Origin of the sequence: Virgibacillus oceani, assembly GCF_014638995.1 — a bacterium.
Lineage (GTDB): Bacteria > Bacillota > Bacilli > Bacillales > Amphibacillaceae > Virgibacillus_E > Virgibacillus_E oceani.
On sequence record NZ_BMFR01000001.1, the window covers coordinates 1 to 14318 of the forward strand.

The 14318-nt window shown below is 37.2% G+C and carries 17 protein-coding genes; 16 read left to right on the forward strand and 1 reads right to left on the reverse strand.

Going from position 1 to position 14318, the window contains the following annotated elements:
- Positions 1–248 precede the first annotated feature (248 nt).
- From IEV74_RS00005 to merA, 6 genes are all read left to right on the forward strand, one after another.
- Positions 249–566: a metal-sensing transcriptional repressor gene (locus IEV74_RS00005; RefSeq protein WP_188453300.1), complete on the forward strand. Its 318-nt coding sequence runs from the start codon at positions 249–251 to the stop codon at positions 564–566.
- A gap of 19 nt (positions 567–585) precedes the next feature.
- Positions 586–2985 (forward strand): heavy metal translocating P-type ATPase, encoded by a 2400-nt coding sequence (locus tag IEV74_RS00010; RefSeq protein WP_188453301.1) that lies wholly within the window; start codon positions 586–588, stop codon positions 2983–2985.
- Positions 2986–3014: 29 nt separating this feature from the next.
- Positions 3015–3221: a copper chaperone CopZ gene (gene copZ, locus IEV74_RS00015; RefSeq protein WP_188453302.1), complete on the forward strand. Its 207-nt coding sequence runs from the start codon at positions 3015–3017 to the stop codon at positions 3219–3221.
- A 159-nt stretch (positions 3222–3380) separates the two neighbouring features.
- A complete protein-coding gene (gene merR / locus IEV74_RS00020) occupies positions 3381–3779 on the forward strand; it encodes a mercury resistance transcriptional regulator MerR (RefSeq protein ID WP_188453303.1) in 399 nt (132 codons plus the stop codon).
- 32 nt (positions 3780–3811) lie between these two features.
- Entirely contained in the window at positions 3812–4099 is a 288-nt protein-coding gene (gene merT / locus IEV74_RS00025; RefSeq protein ID WP_188453304.1) for a mercuric transport protein MerT, read from the forward strand.
- A 104-nt stretch (positions 4100–4203) separates the two neighbouring features.
- A complete protein-coding gene (gene merA, locus IEV74_RS00030; RefSeq protein ID WP_188453305.1) occupies positions 4204–5844 on the forward strand; it encodes a mercury(II) reductase in 1641 nt (546 codons plus the stop codon).
- Between the two features lie 70 nt (positions 5845–5914).
- On the opposite strand, the gene IEV74_RS00035 is transcribed toward merA, so the two are convergent.
- Positions 5915–6436, reverse strand: coding sequence for a hypothetical protein (locus IEV74_RS00035; RefSeq protein ID WP_188453306.1), 522 nt, complete (start codon positions 6434–6436; stop codon positions 5915–5917).
- 200 nt (positions 6437–6636) lie between these two features.
- On the opposite strand from IEV74_RS00035, the gene IEV74_RS00040 reads away from it, so the two are divergent.
- The 10 genes from IEV74_RS00040 (at position 6637) to qoxD (ending at position 14315) form a co-directional block, all read left to right on the forward strand.
- Positions 6637–7251 (forward strand): peroxiredoxin family protein, encoded by a 615-nt coding sequence (locus IEV74_RS00040; protein WP_188453307.1) that lies wholly within the window; start codon positions 6637–6639, stop codon positions 7249–7251.
- Positions 7242–8042 (forward strand): RnfABCDGE type electron transport complex subunit D, encoded by an 801-nt coding sequence (locus IEV74_RS00045; protein ID WP_188453308.1) that lies wholly within the window; start codon positions 7242–7244, stop codon positions 8040–8042. The genes IEV74_RS00040 and IEV74_RS00045 overlap by 10 nt, the downstream gene beginning before the upstream one ends.
- A gap of 77 nt (positions 8043–8119) precedes the next feature.
- Complete coding sequence (locus IEV74_RS00050; RefSeq protein ID WP_229683016.1) at positions 8120–8407, forward strand: DUF2933 domain-containing protein; 288 nt, start codon at positions 8120–8122, stop codon at positions 8405–8407.
- A gap of 161 nt (positions 8408–8568) precedes the next feature.
- Positions 8569–8721: a hypothetical protein gene (locus tag IEV74_RS00055; RefSeq protein ID WP_188453310.1), complete on the forward strand. Its 153-nt coding sequence runs from the start codon at positions 8569–8571 to the stop codon at positions 8719–8721.
- Between the two features lie 95 nt (positions 8722–8816).
- Complete coding sequence (locus IEV74_RS00060) at positions 8817–9053, forward strand: SHOCT domain-containing protein (RefSeq protein WP_229683017.1); 237 nt, start codon at positions 8817–8819, stop codon at positions 9051–9053.
- Between the two features lie 218 nt (positions 9054–9271).
- Entirely contained in the window at positions 9272–10099 is an 828-nt protein-coding gene (gene lgt, locus IEV74_RS00065) for a prolipoprotein diacylglyceryl transferase (RefSeq protein WP_188453311.1), read from the forward strand.
- A 411-nt stretch (positions 10100–10510) separates the two neighbouring features.
- Entirely contained in the window at positions 10511–11422 is a 912-nt protein-coding gene (qoxA, locus tag IEV74_RS00070) for a cytochrome aa3 quinol oxidase subunit II (protein ID WP_188453312.1), read from the forward strand.
- 64 nt (positions 11423–11486) lie between these two features.
- Positions 11487–13436, forward strand: coding sequence for a cytochrome aa3 quinol oxidase subunit I (qoxB, locus tag IEV74_RS00075; protein ID WP_188453313.1), 1950 nt, complete (start codon positions 11487–11489; stop codon positions 13434–13436).
- Positions 13433–14029: a cytochrome aa3 quinol oxidase subunit III gene (gene qoxC / locus IEV74_RS00080; protein WP_188453314.1), complete on the forward strand. Its 597-nt coding sequence runs from the start codon at positions 13433–13435 to the stop codon at positions 14027–14029. Before qoxB ends, qoxC begins: the two co-directional genes overlap by 4 nt.
- 1 nt (position 14030) lies before the next feature.
- Positions 14031–14315 (forward strand): cytochrome aa3 quinol oxidase subunit IV, encoded by a 285-nt coding sequence (gene qoxD, locus IEV74_RS00085; protein WP_188453315.1) that lies wholly within the window; start codon positions 14031–14033, stop codon positions 14313–14315.
- Positions 14316–14318: the final 3 nt, after the last annotated feature.

Here is a 14318-nt window from a genome sequence, read left to right on the forward strand (position 1 = left end):
CACATTATCTCGGATTTTAAGCTGGATTAATTTGATATTTGATGTCTGGGATAATGTGCTGATTTACAGCAATATTACTCATAAAGATCAACTCCTTTTCGTAGTACATATATATTTTCCCGTTAATTCAACATTTTAACCATGAGTGTAATTGTGAACAATCAGGGAAAAGTAATAAAAACGATAAATTTGACACAAATAGTATAGGGGGGTATAGTATTAATTGTAAGGCGAAAGAGGTGATGAAAATGGAAAATGAAAATATCGAGATTCAGCCAGATAGAAATCCAATCACTCCAAGGACAGAAGAAGAAAGAAACAAACTGATAAATCGTTTAAAACGAATTGAAGGCCAAATCCGTGGTCTTCAAAAAATGGTTGAGGATGACCGTTATTGTGTTGACGTCTTGGTTCAAATTTCCTCTGTTAATTCCGCATTAAAACAGGTAGGATTTGCTTTGTTGGAACGACATACACGAACGTGTGTATCGAGTGCTGTTCAGTCTGGCGAAGGTGATGAATATATTGAAGAATTAATGAAAGTTATGAAACAGTTTTCCAAATAATAAGAAGGAGGTGACATAAATGAGTGAATCGAAAGATCTATCCGTTGATATTACAGGAATGACCTGTGCCTCTTGTGCGACAAGAATTGAAAAAGTACTAAATAAAATGGATGGAGTTGAAGCCAACGTTAACTTGGCAATGGAGAATGCCAAGATCACTTACGATGAAGAAAAAGTGAATGCTAGTGACATTACGGGTAAAATCGAAAAAATAGGCTATGGTGTTGCAAAAGAAAAAACAGAGTTTGATGTCCGAGGCATGACTTGTGCCTCTTGCGCCGGGCGAATTGAAAAGGGACTAAGCCGGATGAACGGTATTCAATCAGCCAATATAAATCTTGCAACTGAATCTGGTGCAGTTGAGTATAACCCCGGTATAGTATCTCTTGATGATATCTTGGGAAAGGTTAAAAAATTGGGCTATGAAGCCGTTGTGAAAAAAGAAGGTGGAGAAGACCATCGAGATATAGAATTTAAAAAGAAGAAACGAAATTTAATCATCTCTATAATTCTGTCACTACCATTGCTATACACCATGATTGGCCATATTCCGTGGAATCTTGGGATTCCGGTTCCTGATATTTTTATGAACCCTTGGTTTCAATTTATATTAGCAACCCCGGTTCAATTTTATATTGGTTGGTCGTTCTATACAGGTGCTTACCGGGCATTGCGAAATAAAAGCGCTAATATGGATGTCCTTGTTGCACTTGGAACGTCAGCAGCGTATTTTTACAGTGTTGTGGAAGGGATTCGAGCACTTATGAACCCCGACTATGTGCCACACTTGTATTTTGAAACAAGCGCGGTTTTGATTACGTTAATTTTAGTCGGAAAATTATTTGAACATCTTGCAAAGGGTCGAACAACAGCAGCCATAAAGGAACTGTTAAATCTACAAGCGAAAGAAGCAACCGTAATTCGTGATGGAGAGGAAGTAAAGGTTCCGGTGGAAGAGGTACAAGTTGGAGACTCATTATTAGTCAAACCGGGTGAAAAGATTCCGGTTGATGGAAAAGTATTAAAAGGAAAATCTTCCGTTGATGAGTCGATGATTACTGGTGAGTCAATTCCAACCGAAAAGACAGAGGACGATCCAGTCATCGGTTCAACGATTAATAAAAATGGAACCTTAACCATTGAAGCTGAAAAAGTAGGTAAAGACACAGCATTAGCAGGTATTATCAAAATTGTCGAAGAAGCACAGGGATCAAAGGCTCCAATCCAGCGAATGGCCGACGTTATTTCTGGTATCTTTGTTCCGATTGTCGTTGGGATTTCGGTTGTCGCGTTTCTAGCATGGTTCTTTTGGGCATCTCCCGGTAATTTACCGCAGGCACTTGAAGCAGCTATAGCTGTACTCGTCATTGCTTGCCCTTGCGCCCTTGGGTTGGCAACCCCCACTTCAATTATGGTTGCCACAGGTAAAGGTGCTGAACAAGGAGTCCTCTTTAAAGGGGGTGAATATCTAGAAGAAACGCATAAAGTAAACGCTATTCTCCTTGATAAAACAGGGACGATAACAAAAGGAAAGCCAGAAGTGACTGATTTTATTTCTTTCGCGGATAATGACAACGAAGTATTAAGCAACTTGATTTCTGCTGAAAAAGCTTCAGAGCATCCATTAGCACAAGCAATTTTCGAGTATGGAGAAGAAAATGACATTAAAGCCGAAAATGTGGACCATTTTGAAGCAATACCGGGTCATGGTATCGAAGGAACAATAAACGGAAAGAAAGTTTACGTTGGTACAAGAAAATTAATGAAACGAGAAAATATTAGCTATGAATCACATGAAGAACAATTAACACAACTAGAAGAAGCAGGCAAAACAGCCATGTTAATAGCAATTAATGGAGTACTTTCCGGTATTGTTGCTGTTGCTGATACGGTTAAACAATCATCAAAAGAAGCTATACAGGAACTGCAATCACTTGGTATTGAGGTTTATATGATTACCGGTGATAATGAACGAACAGCAAATGCTATTGCAAGCCAAGTCGAAATAAAAAATGTTTTTGCAGAAGTATTGCCAGAAGATAAAGCAAATAAAGTGAAACAGTTACAAGAGGATGGAAAACAAGTTGCGATGGTTGGCGATGGTATCAATGATGCACCTGCATTAGCATTAGCAGACATCGGAATTGCAATTGGTACTGGTACGGATGTTGCCATTGAAACGGCAGATATTACGCTTGTTGGTGGCGATTTAAAACATCTTCCACAAGCAGTTAATTTAAGCCGAAAGACAATGAAAAACATTCGGCAAAATCTCTTCTGGGCGCTTGCATACAATTCTGCTGGAATCCCGATTGCCGCATTAGGATTCCTTGCACCGTGGGTTGCAGGTGCCGCAATGGCGTTTAGTTCTGTATCTGTTGTATCTAATTCGCTTCGACTAAAACGAGTCAAACTATAATTTGATTTAAATTGAAAGGAGAATGAGTGATGGAAAAATTGACACTTGATATTAAAGGGATGACTTGTGATCATTGTAAAGCAGCTGTTACAGGTGCATTAGAAGAATTAAACGGTGTAGCTTCTGTTGAAGTCAAGCTGGATAAAGGAACCGCAGATGTCACCTATGATGAGGCTAAAGTTTCAGTAGATCAAATGAAAGAAACTGTAGAAGACCAAGGATATGATGTAAACTAATAGTCAGTTACTTATTTTTACTAAAAAGCCGGTTTCCCTTATTTTTGAAGGAAACCGGCTTTTCTTATGAATTTTAGAGAAATTATTAAAAACAATATGGTAAATAATCTTGACCTTTTACTATGGTACAGGGTTTATAATTTTGTCTGAGGTGATTAGATGAGTTATCGAATTAGTGAACTTGCTGCTAAATGCGGAGTAAACAAAGAAACAATCCGATATTATGAACGGAAGCATTTAATTCAGGAGCCAAACCGAACTAAAGCTGGTTACCGGATATATTCAGATGATGTCGTTAAACGTGTAAGATTTATTAAACGTATGCAGGATCTAGGTTTTTTATTGCAAGAAGTTGATAAATTACTTGGGGTTGTAGATAAGGATGATAACCGATGCCAAGATATGTTTAAATTTGTATCGAAAAAAGAGAGGGAAGTCCAACAGCAAATTCAAGATTTAAAACGAGTTGAACAAATGTTGAATGACTTAAAGGAACGTTGTCCAGATGAGAAAACGTTACATGAATGTCCCATTATAGAAACGCTGTTTGACGAATAACGAAAAAGGTGACTTTGGTAGGTGATAAAGGAATGATAGAGAAAGTTTCGCAGTTGGCAACGATATTCTCTGGCTTTGTTGCAACGGCTTGTTGTGTAGGCCCTTTGATTTTAGTTCCTTTAGGATTAACAGGGTTGGCTGGAGGGTTAGCTTTTTATGCGACAAAATATCAAACGTTGTTAATAATAGTTACGTTTGTCTTACTAGCATATTCATTTTATTTGGTTTACAGGAGGAAGTGCAGGAAAAAAAGTTCGATTATTGGATTATGGATTACAACCGTTTTAGTATTTGGAATGTTTATTTATACGTTAATGTAGCATGGTATTGATAATTATTATTATTGCTCTTTCTGCGTGTAGTAAATGAAATGGGTTACAAACTACTATTAGTGATCCGTGATTTGAAAGTGGAGGTTATACACATGAAAAAATATCAAATCAACATTCAAGGGATGACGTGTACAGGCTGCGAAGAACATGTGGCGGTAGTTCTTGAAAATATGGGTGCAACAAACATTAAAGCTAGTTTCTGGAAAGGAGAGGCAATATTTGAATTACCCGAAGATATAGACGTTGAAAACGCAAAAAAAGCTATTGATGAAGCAACATATCAACCAGGTGAAATAGAAGAAGTTACATCACAAGAAGACGCAGTTTTAGGTGAGGATAGGGATTATGATTTACTAATCATCGGTTCCGGTGGAACGGCCTTTTCTGCTGCCATTAAAGCAATAGGATATGGAGCAAAAGTCGGGATGATTGAGCGTGAAACGGTTGGTGGTACTTGTGTAAATATCGGCTGTGTTCCATCGAAAACGCTTCTTCGTGCAGGGGAAATCAATCAGCAAGCGAACGTCAATCCATTTGTAGGGTTATGGACCTCTGCTGGATCAGTGGAATTGGCCCCTTTAGTGAAGCAGAAAAATGAATTGGTCAGTGAACTTCGCAATCAAAAATATGTTCGGTTAATTGATGAATATGGTTTTGATTTAATCGAGGGTGAAGCTAAATTTATTGATGAAAATACGGTTGAAGTCAATGGGAAACAACTGACTTCCAAACGTTATTTAATTGCAACAGGTGCTTCTCCATCTTTACCGACAATTCCAGGACTTAGGGATGTTGAATATTTAACAAGTACCACGATACTTGAATTGAAAAAGGTGCCAAAGCGCCTAACCGTTATTGGCTCCGGATATATTGGAATGGAATTAGGACAGCTTTTTCATCATTTAGGTTCAGAAGTTACGCTTATGCAAAGAAGTGAGTGTCTCTTAAAAGAATATGATCCAGAGATTTCGAAAGCGGTGGGACAAGCGTTACTGGAACAAGGCATAAATCTCGTAAAGGGAGCAACTTTTGAACGTGTGGAACAAGAAGGAGAAATAAAAAAGGTTCATGTCTCAGTTGATGGAAAACAAAAAGTAATCGAGTCAGACCAGCTTCTTGTTGCAACAGGCAGAGAACCAAACACGGATAGTTTGGATTTAAGTGCAGCGGGTGTTGAAGTTGGACCGCAAAAAGAAATAATCATAAACGATTATGCCCAAACAAATAATGAAAAAATTTATGCGGCAGGAGATGTGACACTTGGACCGCAGTTTGTATATGTGGCAGCGTATGAAGGTGGAATTGCCGCAGATAACGTGATTGGCGGGCTTAATCGTAAGATAGATCTCTCGGTTGTTCCAGGTGTTACGTTCACCAATCCTGCAGTAGCAACGGTTGGATTAACAGAAGAGCAAGCAAAAGAAGCAGGATTTGAGGTCAAAACATCTGTGGTGCCTTTAGATGCTGTTCCAAGAGCAATTGTCAACCACGAAACCACAGGTGTATTTAAAATAGTGGCAGATGCAAAAACACTAAAGGTACTAGGGGTCCATGTGGTTGCAGAAAATGCTGGAGAAGTAATTTACGCGGCAACATTGGTGGTCAAATTTGGCTTAACGGTTGAAGATTTACGTGAGAGCCTCGCACCATATTTAACGATGGCTGAAGGGTTGAAACTGGCTGCTCTTGCGTTTGATAAAGATGTGTCTCAATTATCTTGTTGTGCGGGTTAGCCAAATGCGGTAGTTAACAACTACCGCATTTGGTTTAATTGTCATTTATCTCTTCGTCATTTTAATTCTATCAAAATATAGGCTCAAATCGATTCAATAGAATGAAAATCAATCCAAATATCAGGACTAAAATAAGGGGGTTATGTAATAAAGATTTTTCACTTCTTTCGACATGATTATGAATGATATTCATGACAATTAAAATAGTCGCAACAAATACAACAAAGATTATTTTTGTAACTGCATCACGATACTCTACCCTTATCATTTCTCCTAGCATTGCTCCCATCAATCCACCCATAATTCCAGAAAGATAACCGTCTAGTACTGCCATTAGACTAATAGGCATTCCAGACAAAAAACCAGTTACCATACCAACAATCATTCCTGATATTGTAGAAATGAATAAATTGCCCGAAAACACAATCCCAAGTATTACTCCGAAAATTAAACCAGCACTCATTCCCATTGTCATTGCAATCATCATACCAGTCATGCAAGGGATACTTTTTCTGTTGTAAACAGTTTTGGTAATGACGATAAATGATGAAATAAATACCACTAAAAGGATAAAAAATAATGCAGGCTGCAATTTTATTCCCCCTAGGACTTGTCCTTATATTCCACTATATGATCCGTAGTTAACTTTAATACAAATTCTAAGGTTGAAAATGGAAAAGAATCCAACCTCATATTTATTCACAAAAACTACACATTTATTGACTAAACTAGTTTAGAGAAAGTAAGTAGGTAAAAAATCCTACCAATAATATGTAAGAAAGGAATCAGAATATGAAACAAAAGAAGAAGCAACGAAATAATAAACCGAAAATTCATAATAAGGGATGGATTTTCGGATTGTCAGGTATTGTCGGCTTGGTAGTAATTTTAGTTGTATTGACAACTTTTCAACAGAAGCAAACCTCCAATGTTAACAAAACAGATCTTTCGGTGGGTTCTTTGGCACCAGAATTTACGTTGCAATCAACAGAGGGCTATATTTCTTTGGCTGACTATAGAGGGAAAAATGTTGTGCTTTTTTTCTATGAAGGCAATGGCTGTCAAGCTTGTATCGATCAGTTAGACGAGCTGAACAAAAAAGTTGGAGAATACGCTGAACATAATACAGAAATATTGGCGATTACTACAGATCCAGTTTCCATGTCTAAACAAATGGTACAAAAAAATAATATTCAGATACCAGTTTTGTACGATCCGAATCAAAAAGTAGGCAAACCATATGGGGTGACGGATGTACCGGGTGGTATGGATATGGGACCAGTAGACACGCATTCCATCTTTATTATTGATAAAAATGGAATTGTTCGGTGGTATGAAATCTCACCACAGGAAATGTATGTTCCTATGGAAACAGTTGAAAAGGAGCTGCAAAAAATATGGGAATAATTCGCGATCCTCGAATCATGCAAATTATGCTCCTTAGCATATACGCAATCATTGGTGGAGGGTTGTTACAGTTTTCTATAGCCTTGTGGCAAATTATTGCAACATTAGGTGTTTGCATACTATTGGAATTAGGGTTTCTATACTGGAAAAAGGGTACTATCTCATGGCCATACAGTTCTATTATAACTGGGTTAGGAATTTTGTTAGCTTTACGGGCTGAAGCAACAATACCTTTTGTTATAGCGGCAATGATAGCAATCAGTTTAAAGCATTTGGTTCGATATCGTGGGAACCATATTTTTAACCCTTCCAATAGCGGGATAGCAGCGGTTTCTCTACTACTTCCGGCAACTGCTACTGATCCGCTGCAATGGGGGTATTATATATGGATTCTAGGTTTGATGTCCTTGGGTGGGCTTTATTTGGTGTATAAAGTACATCGCTTGCCGTTAGTATTTTCCTTTTTTAGTGGATTTGTAGGGATACAGTTTTTAAGACAATTGATATGGCCTAACTTATGGAATACGCATTTTAGTACCTTTATGTGGGGAAGTTTGTTTATTTTTACATTCAATATGATAACCGATCCAAAAACCTCACCTAAAGAGACAAAAAGTCAAATAATATTTGGTATTACTATTGCATTATTGGCCCAGATTTTGATACACATGAATATTCATAATGCCGTGTTTATCAGTTTAGCAATCGTTTGTTTAGGGCGCTTTCTTTGGACTTGGGCAGGTGATCATGGATTATTTAAAAGAAAATATTCTTCTATTAATGTAAAGTGAATAAATTTATTTGATTCTTCAACGTTTCTACACAATTGTCGTTCATAATAATTTTATAAACAAATGGAGGTGGAATGATGAACTGGGAACTTCTTATATTGTTAGCTTGCCCCCTTATGATGTTGTTCTGTATGAAAGGCATGTTTGGTGGGAATAAGAACAAGGATTTAAAGGAAGACAGTAATAATAATCAGTTACAGTCTTCCCAACAGGATGAACTGCAGTCTGTCCAATTAAAGATGGTGGATTTAATGGAACAGAATCATCAGCTGATGGAAGAAGTTAAGGCTTTGAAAGCATCAGAATCAAAAGAATCTAATGTTGTTCACTTTGAAGAAAATCAGGGCAAGCAGGAAGCATTATAGATAAACATACGGGGCATATGGTCTTCTAAATATTAAGGTATAAAAGTCATATTACAAGTTTTTCGTGAAAATACCTGGAGAAAATTTCTTTTACTATCTTCATGATTTCTACAAATTTGTTAGATATATTAGTTTTACAATGAAGAAGGAGGTGATTTCTCATGAGTTGTTGTGGAGGTTCTTCTAAAAAAGACAAGAAAAAAGACAGTATTACTCAACAGACCCCTCTTGATCAATTGAAGCTAAGACTGGTAAATGGAGAAATAGATATGGATCAATATTTAAAAACAAAGGAAGTAATTGAACAGCCTTAGTTTTCTGCCCAGCTATTATTAGCTGGGCCTATTTCAACTAGAATATTGATTAATCTAAGATGAGCTGTATGAGTATAGATAAGGAGTTGATTATTATGATATGTGATGGAATGGGATGGCCCATGATGATTGGCGGTGGGGTGTTTATGTTGTTGTTTTGGGGATTAATTATTTGGTTAGTGATTTATTTAATTCGGAAACTTTCCCGAAACAATACAACAAACAACCCGGATAAGGCCGTAGAATTATTAAGACAGCGTTATTCAAGAGGGGAAATCAGTACAGAGGAATATAGAGAACGTTTGTATGAGTTGACGGATAAAACTAATTAAAACGAAATGAATATAGGTGTATCCCCTAACTTTAATCCTTGCTCAGTCTCTAGTAGACATGAGTATTTTTTCTTTATGAAAGTATCAGTTTTATTATTAAAGAAGGTCTAAAAATAAATTTGATATTCTTCACAAAAAATCTATATTTAACACGTATAATCTTGTTTGTGTGATTGGACAGCATAATTAGTTTAAATTTTATGAAATGAGGATATCAGATGAAACCACTATTTAGTTTAGGCCCTATTACGATTTACTTTTTTGGTTTAATGATAGCAATTGGTGCGTTGGCTGGTCTTCTGTTATTTGTAAGAGAAGCCAAACGTAGGAAGATGAATCATAAATTGTTAACGGATGGAGTTATCTATTCCTTATTCGGAGGAATAATAGGAGCTAGAATTGTTTATATCGTTGTATATAATCCGTCCTATTACCTAGCCAATCCAATGAAGGTATTTTTCATCCAAAATGGTGGACTATCCATTCATGGTGGGATTTTAGGTGGATTATTAGTGGGCTATTTATTTCTAAAGCGTCATAAATTACCAATTTGGCAGACTTTAGACGTTGTTGCCCCATCGCTAATTTTAGCACAGGGAATAAGTAGGATTGGTTGTGATGTATTCGGTGTACCAATTTCTGGTTCTCTCCCTTGGGGGATTGAAAAGTATGGCGAATTGTTGCATCCAGCCCAAGCTTATGAATTTCTGTTGGACTATCTCTTATTCGGTTATTTGTGGCTACGATTAAAGAAAACTTCTTACACAGGCCAAGTATTCCTTCATTATCTAATTGGTTATTTGGCTATTCGGGCAATTGTTGAATTTGCTAGAATTAACCCGATGGTAGTTGGGCCGTTTAGTGTTAGCCATGTAATGAGTTTAATAGGAATTGTTGCTGCTATTTTCCTTATTAGATATCGCAAGCGGAGTGGTTCAATCGACAAGGTTAATTCAATTGTAAAAAGGGATTATCTTAAAACCGGAATCTTTGTACTGCTACTTATGGTTGCTTCATTACTTCTTTATTATGGAGTACAGGGGTAATACTTTAAGTGTGTGTTCAAAATGGAGGATGAAATGGACTGAGAAGTTTAAGGCGGCGAGCTTTGAGTGCCGGAAAAGTAAGCCAACGAAAAAATTCAATGTATTATTTTCATTGGAACTTTTGAACATCCTCTTTAAGAAAATTAATAATATAGATGTCGTGTCAAATTTGTGTTGTAAATAGCGAGCGATGGATTACTAGAATAAGCCATCGCCCGCTATTTTTGTTGTTTAAATCAATTAATCTTTGACAGGTGACAAATCTTGCGCTTCAATTTTGGCTAATTTGTGACAAGTTCATTTCCTCACAATTTCCCCAAATTTCTTTATTAGTATTGATACTGGTGAATTCGTAATGTGATCTTTTCAATTCTAGTAGATAAGAAAACGTCAATGAAAGGGGTACGTTAGATGAAAATCAAATGGGTCATATTAACACTTATAATTGCTATTACCACAGTACTAACGGGATGTGAACCATTAAAAGTTTTAAATCCTAAAGGGCCTCAAGCTGAAACTACAGCTGATGTCATTTGGATTTCGATTATGACAATGGCGGTTGTCGTAATTACCGTTATTGCGCTTTACATATTTTATGTAATAAAAGCGTCTCGACGACCAGATGATTATGAACCGCCTTATATTAAAAGTAATCCGATTGTTGAATCACTTATTGTTGGGGTTCCAGTTTTAATCATCATTTTCCTTACAGTGGTAACTGTTAAATCTTTGTATGTTGTTGAGGCACCACCTGAAATATATGAGAATCAAGAACCATTAGTCATTTATGCTTCATCCTCCAACTGGAAATGGCATTTTAGCTATCCAGAAGAGGACATTGAAACAGTTAACTATTTATTTATACCAACAAACCGACCAATTAAATTTAAACTTTACTCCTATGGGCCAATCTCAAGTTTTTGGATCCCACAACTTGGAGGACAAAAATATGCAATGGTGCATGCGACTACCACGTTACATCTAGCAGCTGATGTTCCGGGGGAATACATGGGTAGAAACGCAAACTTCACCGGTAAAGGCTTTGCTGAGCAAACGTTTAACGTTAAGGCAATGCCCCCAGAGGAATATGAGAAATGGGTAGAGGAAGTGAAAGCTACTGCTGAACCTCTCACCAAGAAAAAGTTCGATGAGTTATTAGAACCAGGTCACCTTGGCCAATTAACGTTCACTGGAAATCATTTAGGATTTTCGCCACCTCCAATGTCTCATGGTGAAATGTCATCCGATACCGAAGAAACTGACTCCGGGCTATCTATGCAGCCTCATGAATCGAAAGATAAATCAGGCAACGAATCTGATTGAGGTAACATGAGTCATTAAGGTTTAATAGTTGTTTCATATATTTTTTGAAAGGAGTTATAAAATTATGGATTTCTTTAATCGATTTGCTATACCAAATCCCACACCTACGATTTACGCATCGATGGTCGCAATTGCTCTTACAGTAATTGCGGTAATCATAGGCTTAACCTATTTTAAAAAATGGGGCTACCTCTTTCGTGAATGGTTAACAACAGTTGACCACAAACGGATTGGAATTATGTACCTAATATCTGCTTTGTTAATGCTGTTCCGCGGTGGGGTAGATGCTATTATGATGCGCGCTCAAACTGCTGTGCCTGAAAATACTTTCCTAAATGCTGCGGAATATAATGAAGTTTTCACAACTCATGGGGTAGTGATGATTTTCTTTATGGCAATGGCATTTATTATAGCCCTAATGAACTTTGTTGTTCCACTACAAATTGGAGCTCGTGATGTGGCGTTCCCACGATTGAATTTACTAAGTTTCTGGTTATATTTTGTTGGAGCGATGTTATTTAACCTCTCTTTCGTCCTTGGTGGTTCTCCTAACGCGGGTTGGACTTCTTATTTTCCGCTTGCTGGAACGCAATTTAGTGAATCTGTAGGGACAAATTATTATATGTGGGCGCTTCAAATTTCAGGTCTTGGTACATTAATGACTGGTATCAATTTTATCGTTACCATTCTTAAAATGAGAGCGCCTGGTATGACATTGATGAAAATGCCCATGTTTACATGGTCAGCTTTGGTTACGAATATTATCATCGTTTTCGCCTTCCCTGTATTGACGGTGACACTATTAATGGGAACATTTGACCGACAATTTGGAACGAATTTTTTTACCATGACAAATGGTGGCGATGATATGCTCTGGGCTAACCTTTTCTGGGTATGGGGTCATCCGGAAGTGTATATCTTAATTTTACCGGCATTTGGTATATACAGTGAAGTCATTCCAACTTTTACACAACGTAACCTATATGGTTATAAATCAATGGTTTTGTCGATGGTTATTATTTCTCTGCTTTCCTTTATGGTATGGGTTCACCATTTCTTTACGATGGGACAGGGAGCACTTACAAACAGTATTTTCTCATTCACCACCATGTTAATCGCCATTCCAACTGGGATGAAAATATTTAACTGGTTACTGACGATTCGAAAAGGGAAAATCAGGTTTACGGTTCCGATGCTTTACTCATTAGGGTTCATACCACTTTTTACAATTGGCGGGGTTACTGGGGTTATGCTTGCGATGGCAAGTGCAGACTACCAATATCATAATACGATGTTCTTGGTAGCTCACTTCCATAATGTAATCATTCCTGGTGTTGTATTCGCAATGCTTGCTGGTCTAACTTATTGGTGGCCAAAAATGTTCGGTTTTATGCTAAACGAAAAAATCGGGAAGTGGGCGTTTTGGTTTATTTCAATCGGATTTTGCCTTGCATTCTTCCCTATGTACATTTCTGGATTAGATGGACAAGCTCGTCGTATGTACACCTATTCTGCAGAGACGGGTTTTGGAGTATGGAATATGATTTCCTTTATCGGTGCAGGTATGATGGCGATAGGATTTATTATTATCGTCTATAACATCTATTACAGCATTCGTTACTCACCTAGAAATGTTGGGGATGATCCTTGGAATGCACGATCTCTTGAATGGGCAACCCATAATCCTGTTCCAGAATACAATTTTGCGGTTACTCCGCAAGTTAATTCAAGTGAAGCACTATGGGATGCAAAGAAAAATGGTCATAAATTATTTAAGGGTGAATTGAAGGAAATCCATATGCCTAATAATAGCGGGTTACCAGTTATTATGGCAGTCCTCTTTTTCGTATTTGGATTTTCTTTTGTATTCAGTATATGGCCAGGAGTTATTCTTTCTGGAGTCGGTATCTTTAGTTCTATGGCTTACCAATCCTATATGAAAGATCGCGGTAAACACATTTCTGTGGAAGAAATTAAAGAAACAGAAGCAAAATTTGGAGGTGGTAAAAAGTGAAAATAAATCATTCGCAACCTCTTGAATATAGTACGGAACACAATCGTTTTAGCATCTTAGGCTTTTGGATTTTTCTAGGTGCAGAAATAATGCTTTTTGGGACACTTTTTGCTTCCTACTTTGTATTAGTTGATCATACTGGCAACGGTCCTGTTGGAGCAGAAATTTTTGAAATTACGCCGATACTAATGGAGACCATTTTTCTTCTAACAAGTAGCTTTACCATCGGCCTTGCAATTCACGCTATGCGTGTAGGTAAGCAAAAAGCGATGATCACTTTCTTTATAATCACACTTTTGCTTGGCATGGGATTCTTAGGCTACGAAATTTATGATTTTTTTATGTATGTTCACGAAGGAGCAACCATACAAACTAGTGCATTTACAGCTATCCTTTTTCTCACTTTAGGGACGCATGGAGCACACGTTACCTTTGGTTTATTTTGGGGATCAGTTATTATCACACAACTTATAAAGCACGGGATAAACTATGAAACGGCAAACAAATCATTTATTTTCTCTCTTTATTGGCATTTCTTGGACGTCGTTTGGATCTTTATTTTCAGCTTCGTCTTCTTGAAAGGAATGATGTAATATGAAAGAATTATTTCCACGAAAACAAGTAATGGGCTTTGTATTTTCGTTGATACTTACTGCGGTAGCTGTTACGGTTTATTTCTTTGACATGTCATTTGAAGTAGGCTCGACGATTTTACTTGTAACAGCATTCGTACAAGCAGCAGTTCAACTTGTGGTGTTTATGCATGCGGGTGAAACTGGGGATAAAAAAGCAATCTATACCAGTACTTTTTATGGTTTAATCATTGCTTTAGTTACTGTATTCGGGAGTTTGCTGACATTAGTATGGGCATACTACTAATAA

What these genes read in the sequence shown, in the direction of transcription:
- IEV74_RS00005 (WP_188453300.1), top strand. Translation starts at nt 249, where the DNA reads ATGGAAAATGAAAATATCGAGATTCAGCCAGATAGAAATCCAATCACT.
- IEV74_RS00010 (WP_188453301.1), top strand. Translation starts at nt 586, where the DNA reads ATGAGTGAATCGAAAGATCTATCCGTTGATATTACAGGAATGACCTGT.
- copZ (WP_188453302.1), top strand. Translation starts at nt 3,015, where the DNA reads ATGGAAAAATTGACACTTGATATTAAAGGGATGACTTGTGATCATTGT.
- merR (WP_188453303.1), top strand. Translation starts at nt 3,381, where the DNA reads ATGAGTTATCGAATTAGTGAACTTGCTGCTAAATGCGGAGTAAACAAA.
- merT (WP_188453304.1), top strand. Translation starts at nt 3,812, where the DNA reads ATGATAGAGAAAGTTTCGCAGTTGGCAACGATATTCTCTGGCTTTGTT.
- merA (WP_188453305.1), top strand. Translation starts at nt 4,204, where the DNA reads ATGAAAAAATATCAAATCAACATTCAAGGGATGACGTGTACAGGCTGC.
- IEV74_RS00040 (WP_188453307.1), top strand. Translation starts at nt 6,637, where the DNA reads ATGAAACAAAAGAAGAAGCAACGAAATAATAAACCGAAAATTCATAAT.
- IEV74_RS00045 (WP_188453308.1), top strand. Translation starts at nt 7,242, where the DNA reads ATGGGAATAATTCGCGATCCTCGAATCATGCAAATTATGCTCCTTAGC.
- IEV74_RS00050 (WP_229683016.1), top strand. Translation starts at nt 8,120, where the DNA reads ATGAACTGGGAACTTCTTATATTGTTAGCTTGCCCCCTTATGATGTTG.
- IEV74_RS00055 (WP_188453310.1), top strand. Translation starts at nt 8,569, where the DNA reads ATGAGTTGTTGTGGAGGTTCTTCTAAAAAAGACAAGAAAAAAGACAGT.
- IEV74_RS00060 (WP_229683017.1), top strand. Translation starts at nt 8,817, where the DNA reads ATGATATGTGATGGAATGGGATGGCCCATGATGATTGGCGGTGGGGTG.
- lgt (WP_188453311.1), top strand. Translation starts at nt 9,272, where the DNA reads ATGAAACCACTATTTAGTTTAGGCCCTATTACGATTTACTTTTTTGGT.
- qoxA (WP_188453312.1), top strand. Translation starts at nt 10,511, where the DNA reads ATGAAAATCAAATGGGTCATATTAACACTTATAATTGCTATTACCACA.
- qoxB (WP_188453313.1), top strand. Translation starts at nt 11,487, where the DNA reads ATGGATTTCTTTAATCGATTTGCTATACCAAATCCCACACCTACGATT.
- qoxD (WP_188453315.1), top strand. Translation starts at nt 14,031, where the DNA reads ATGAAAGAATTATTTCCACGAAAACAAGTAATGGGCTTTGTATTTTCG.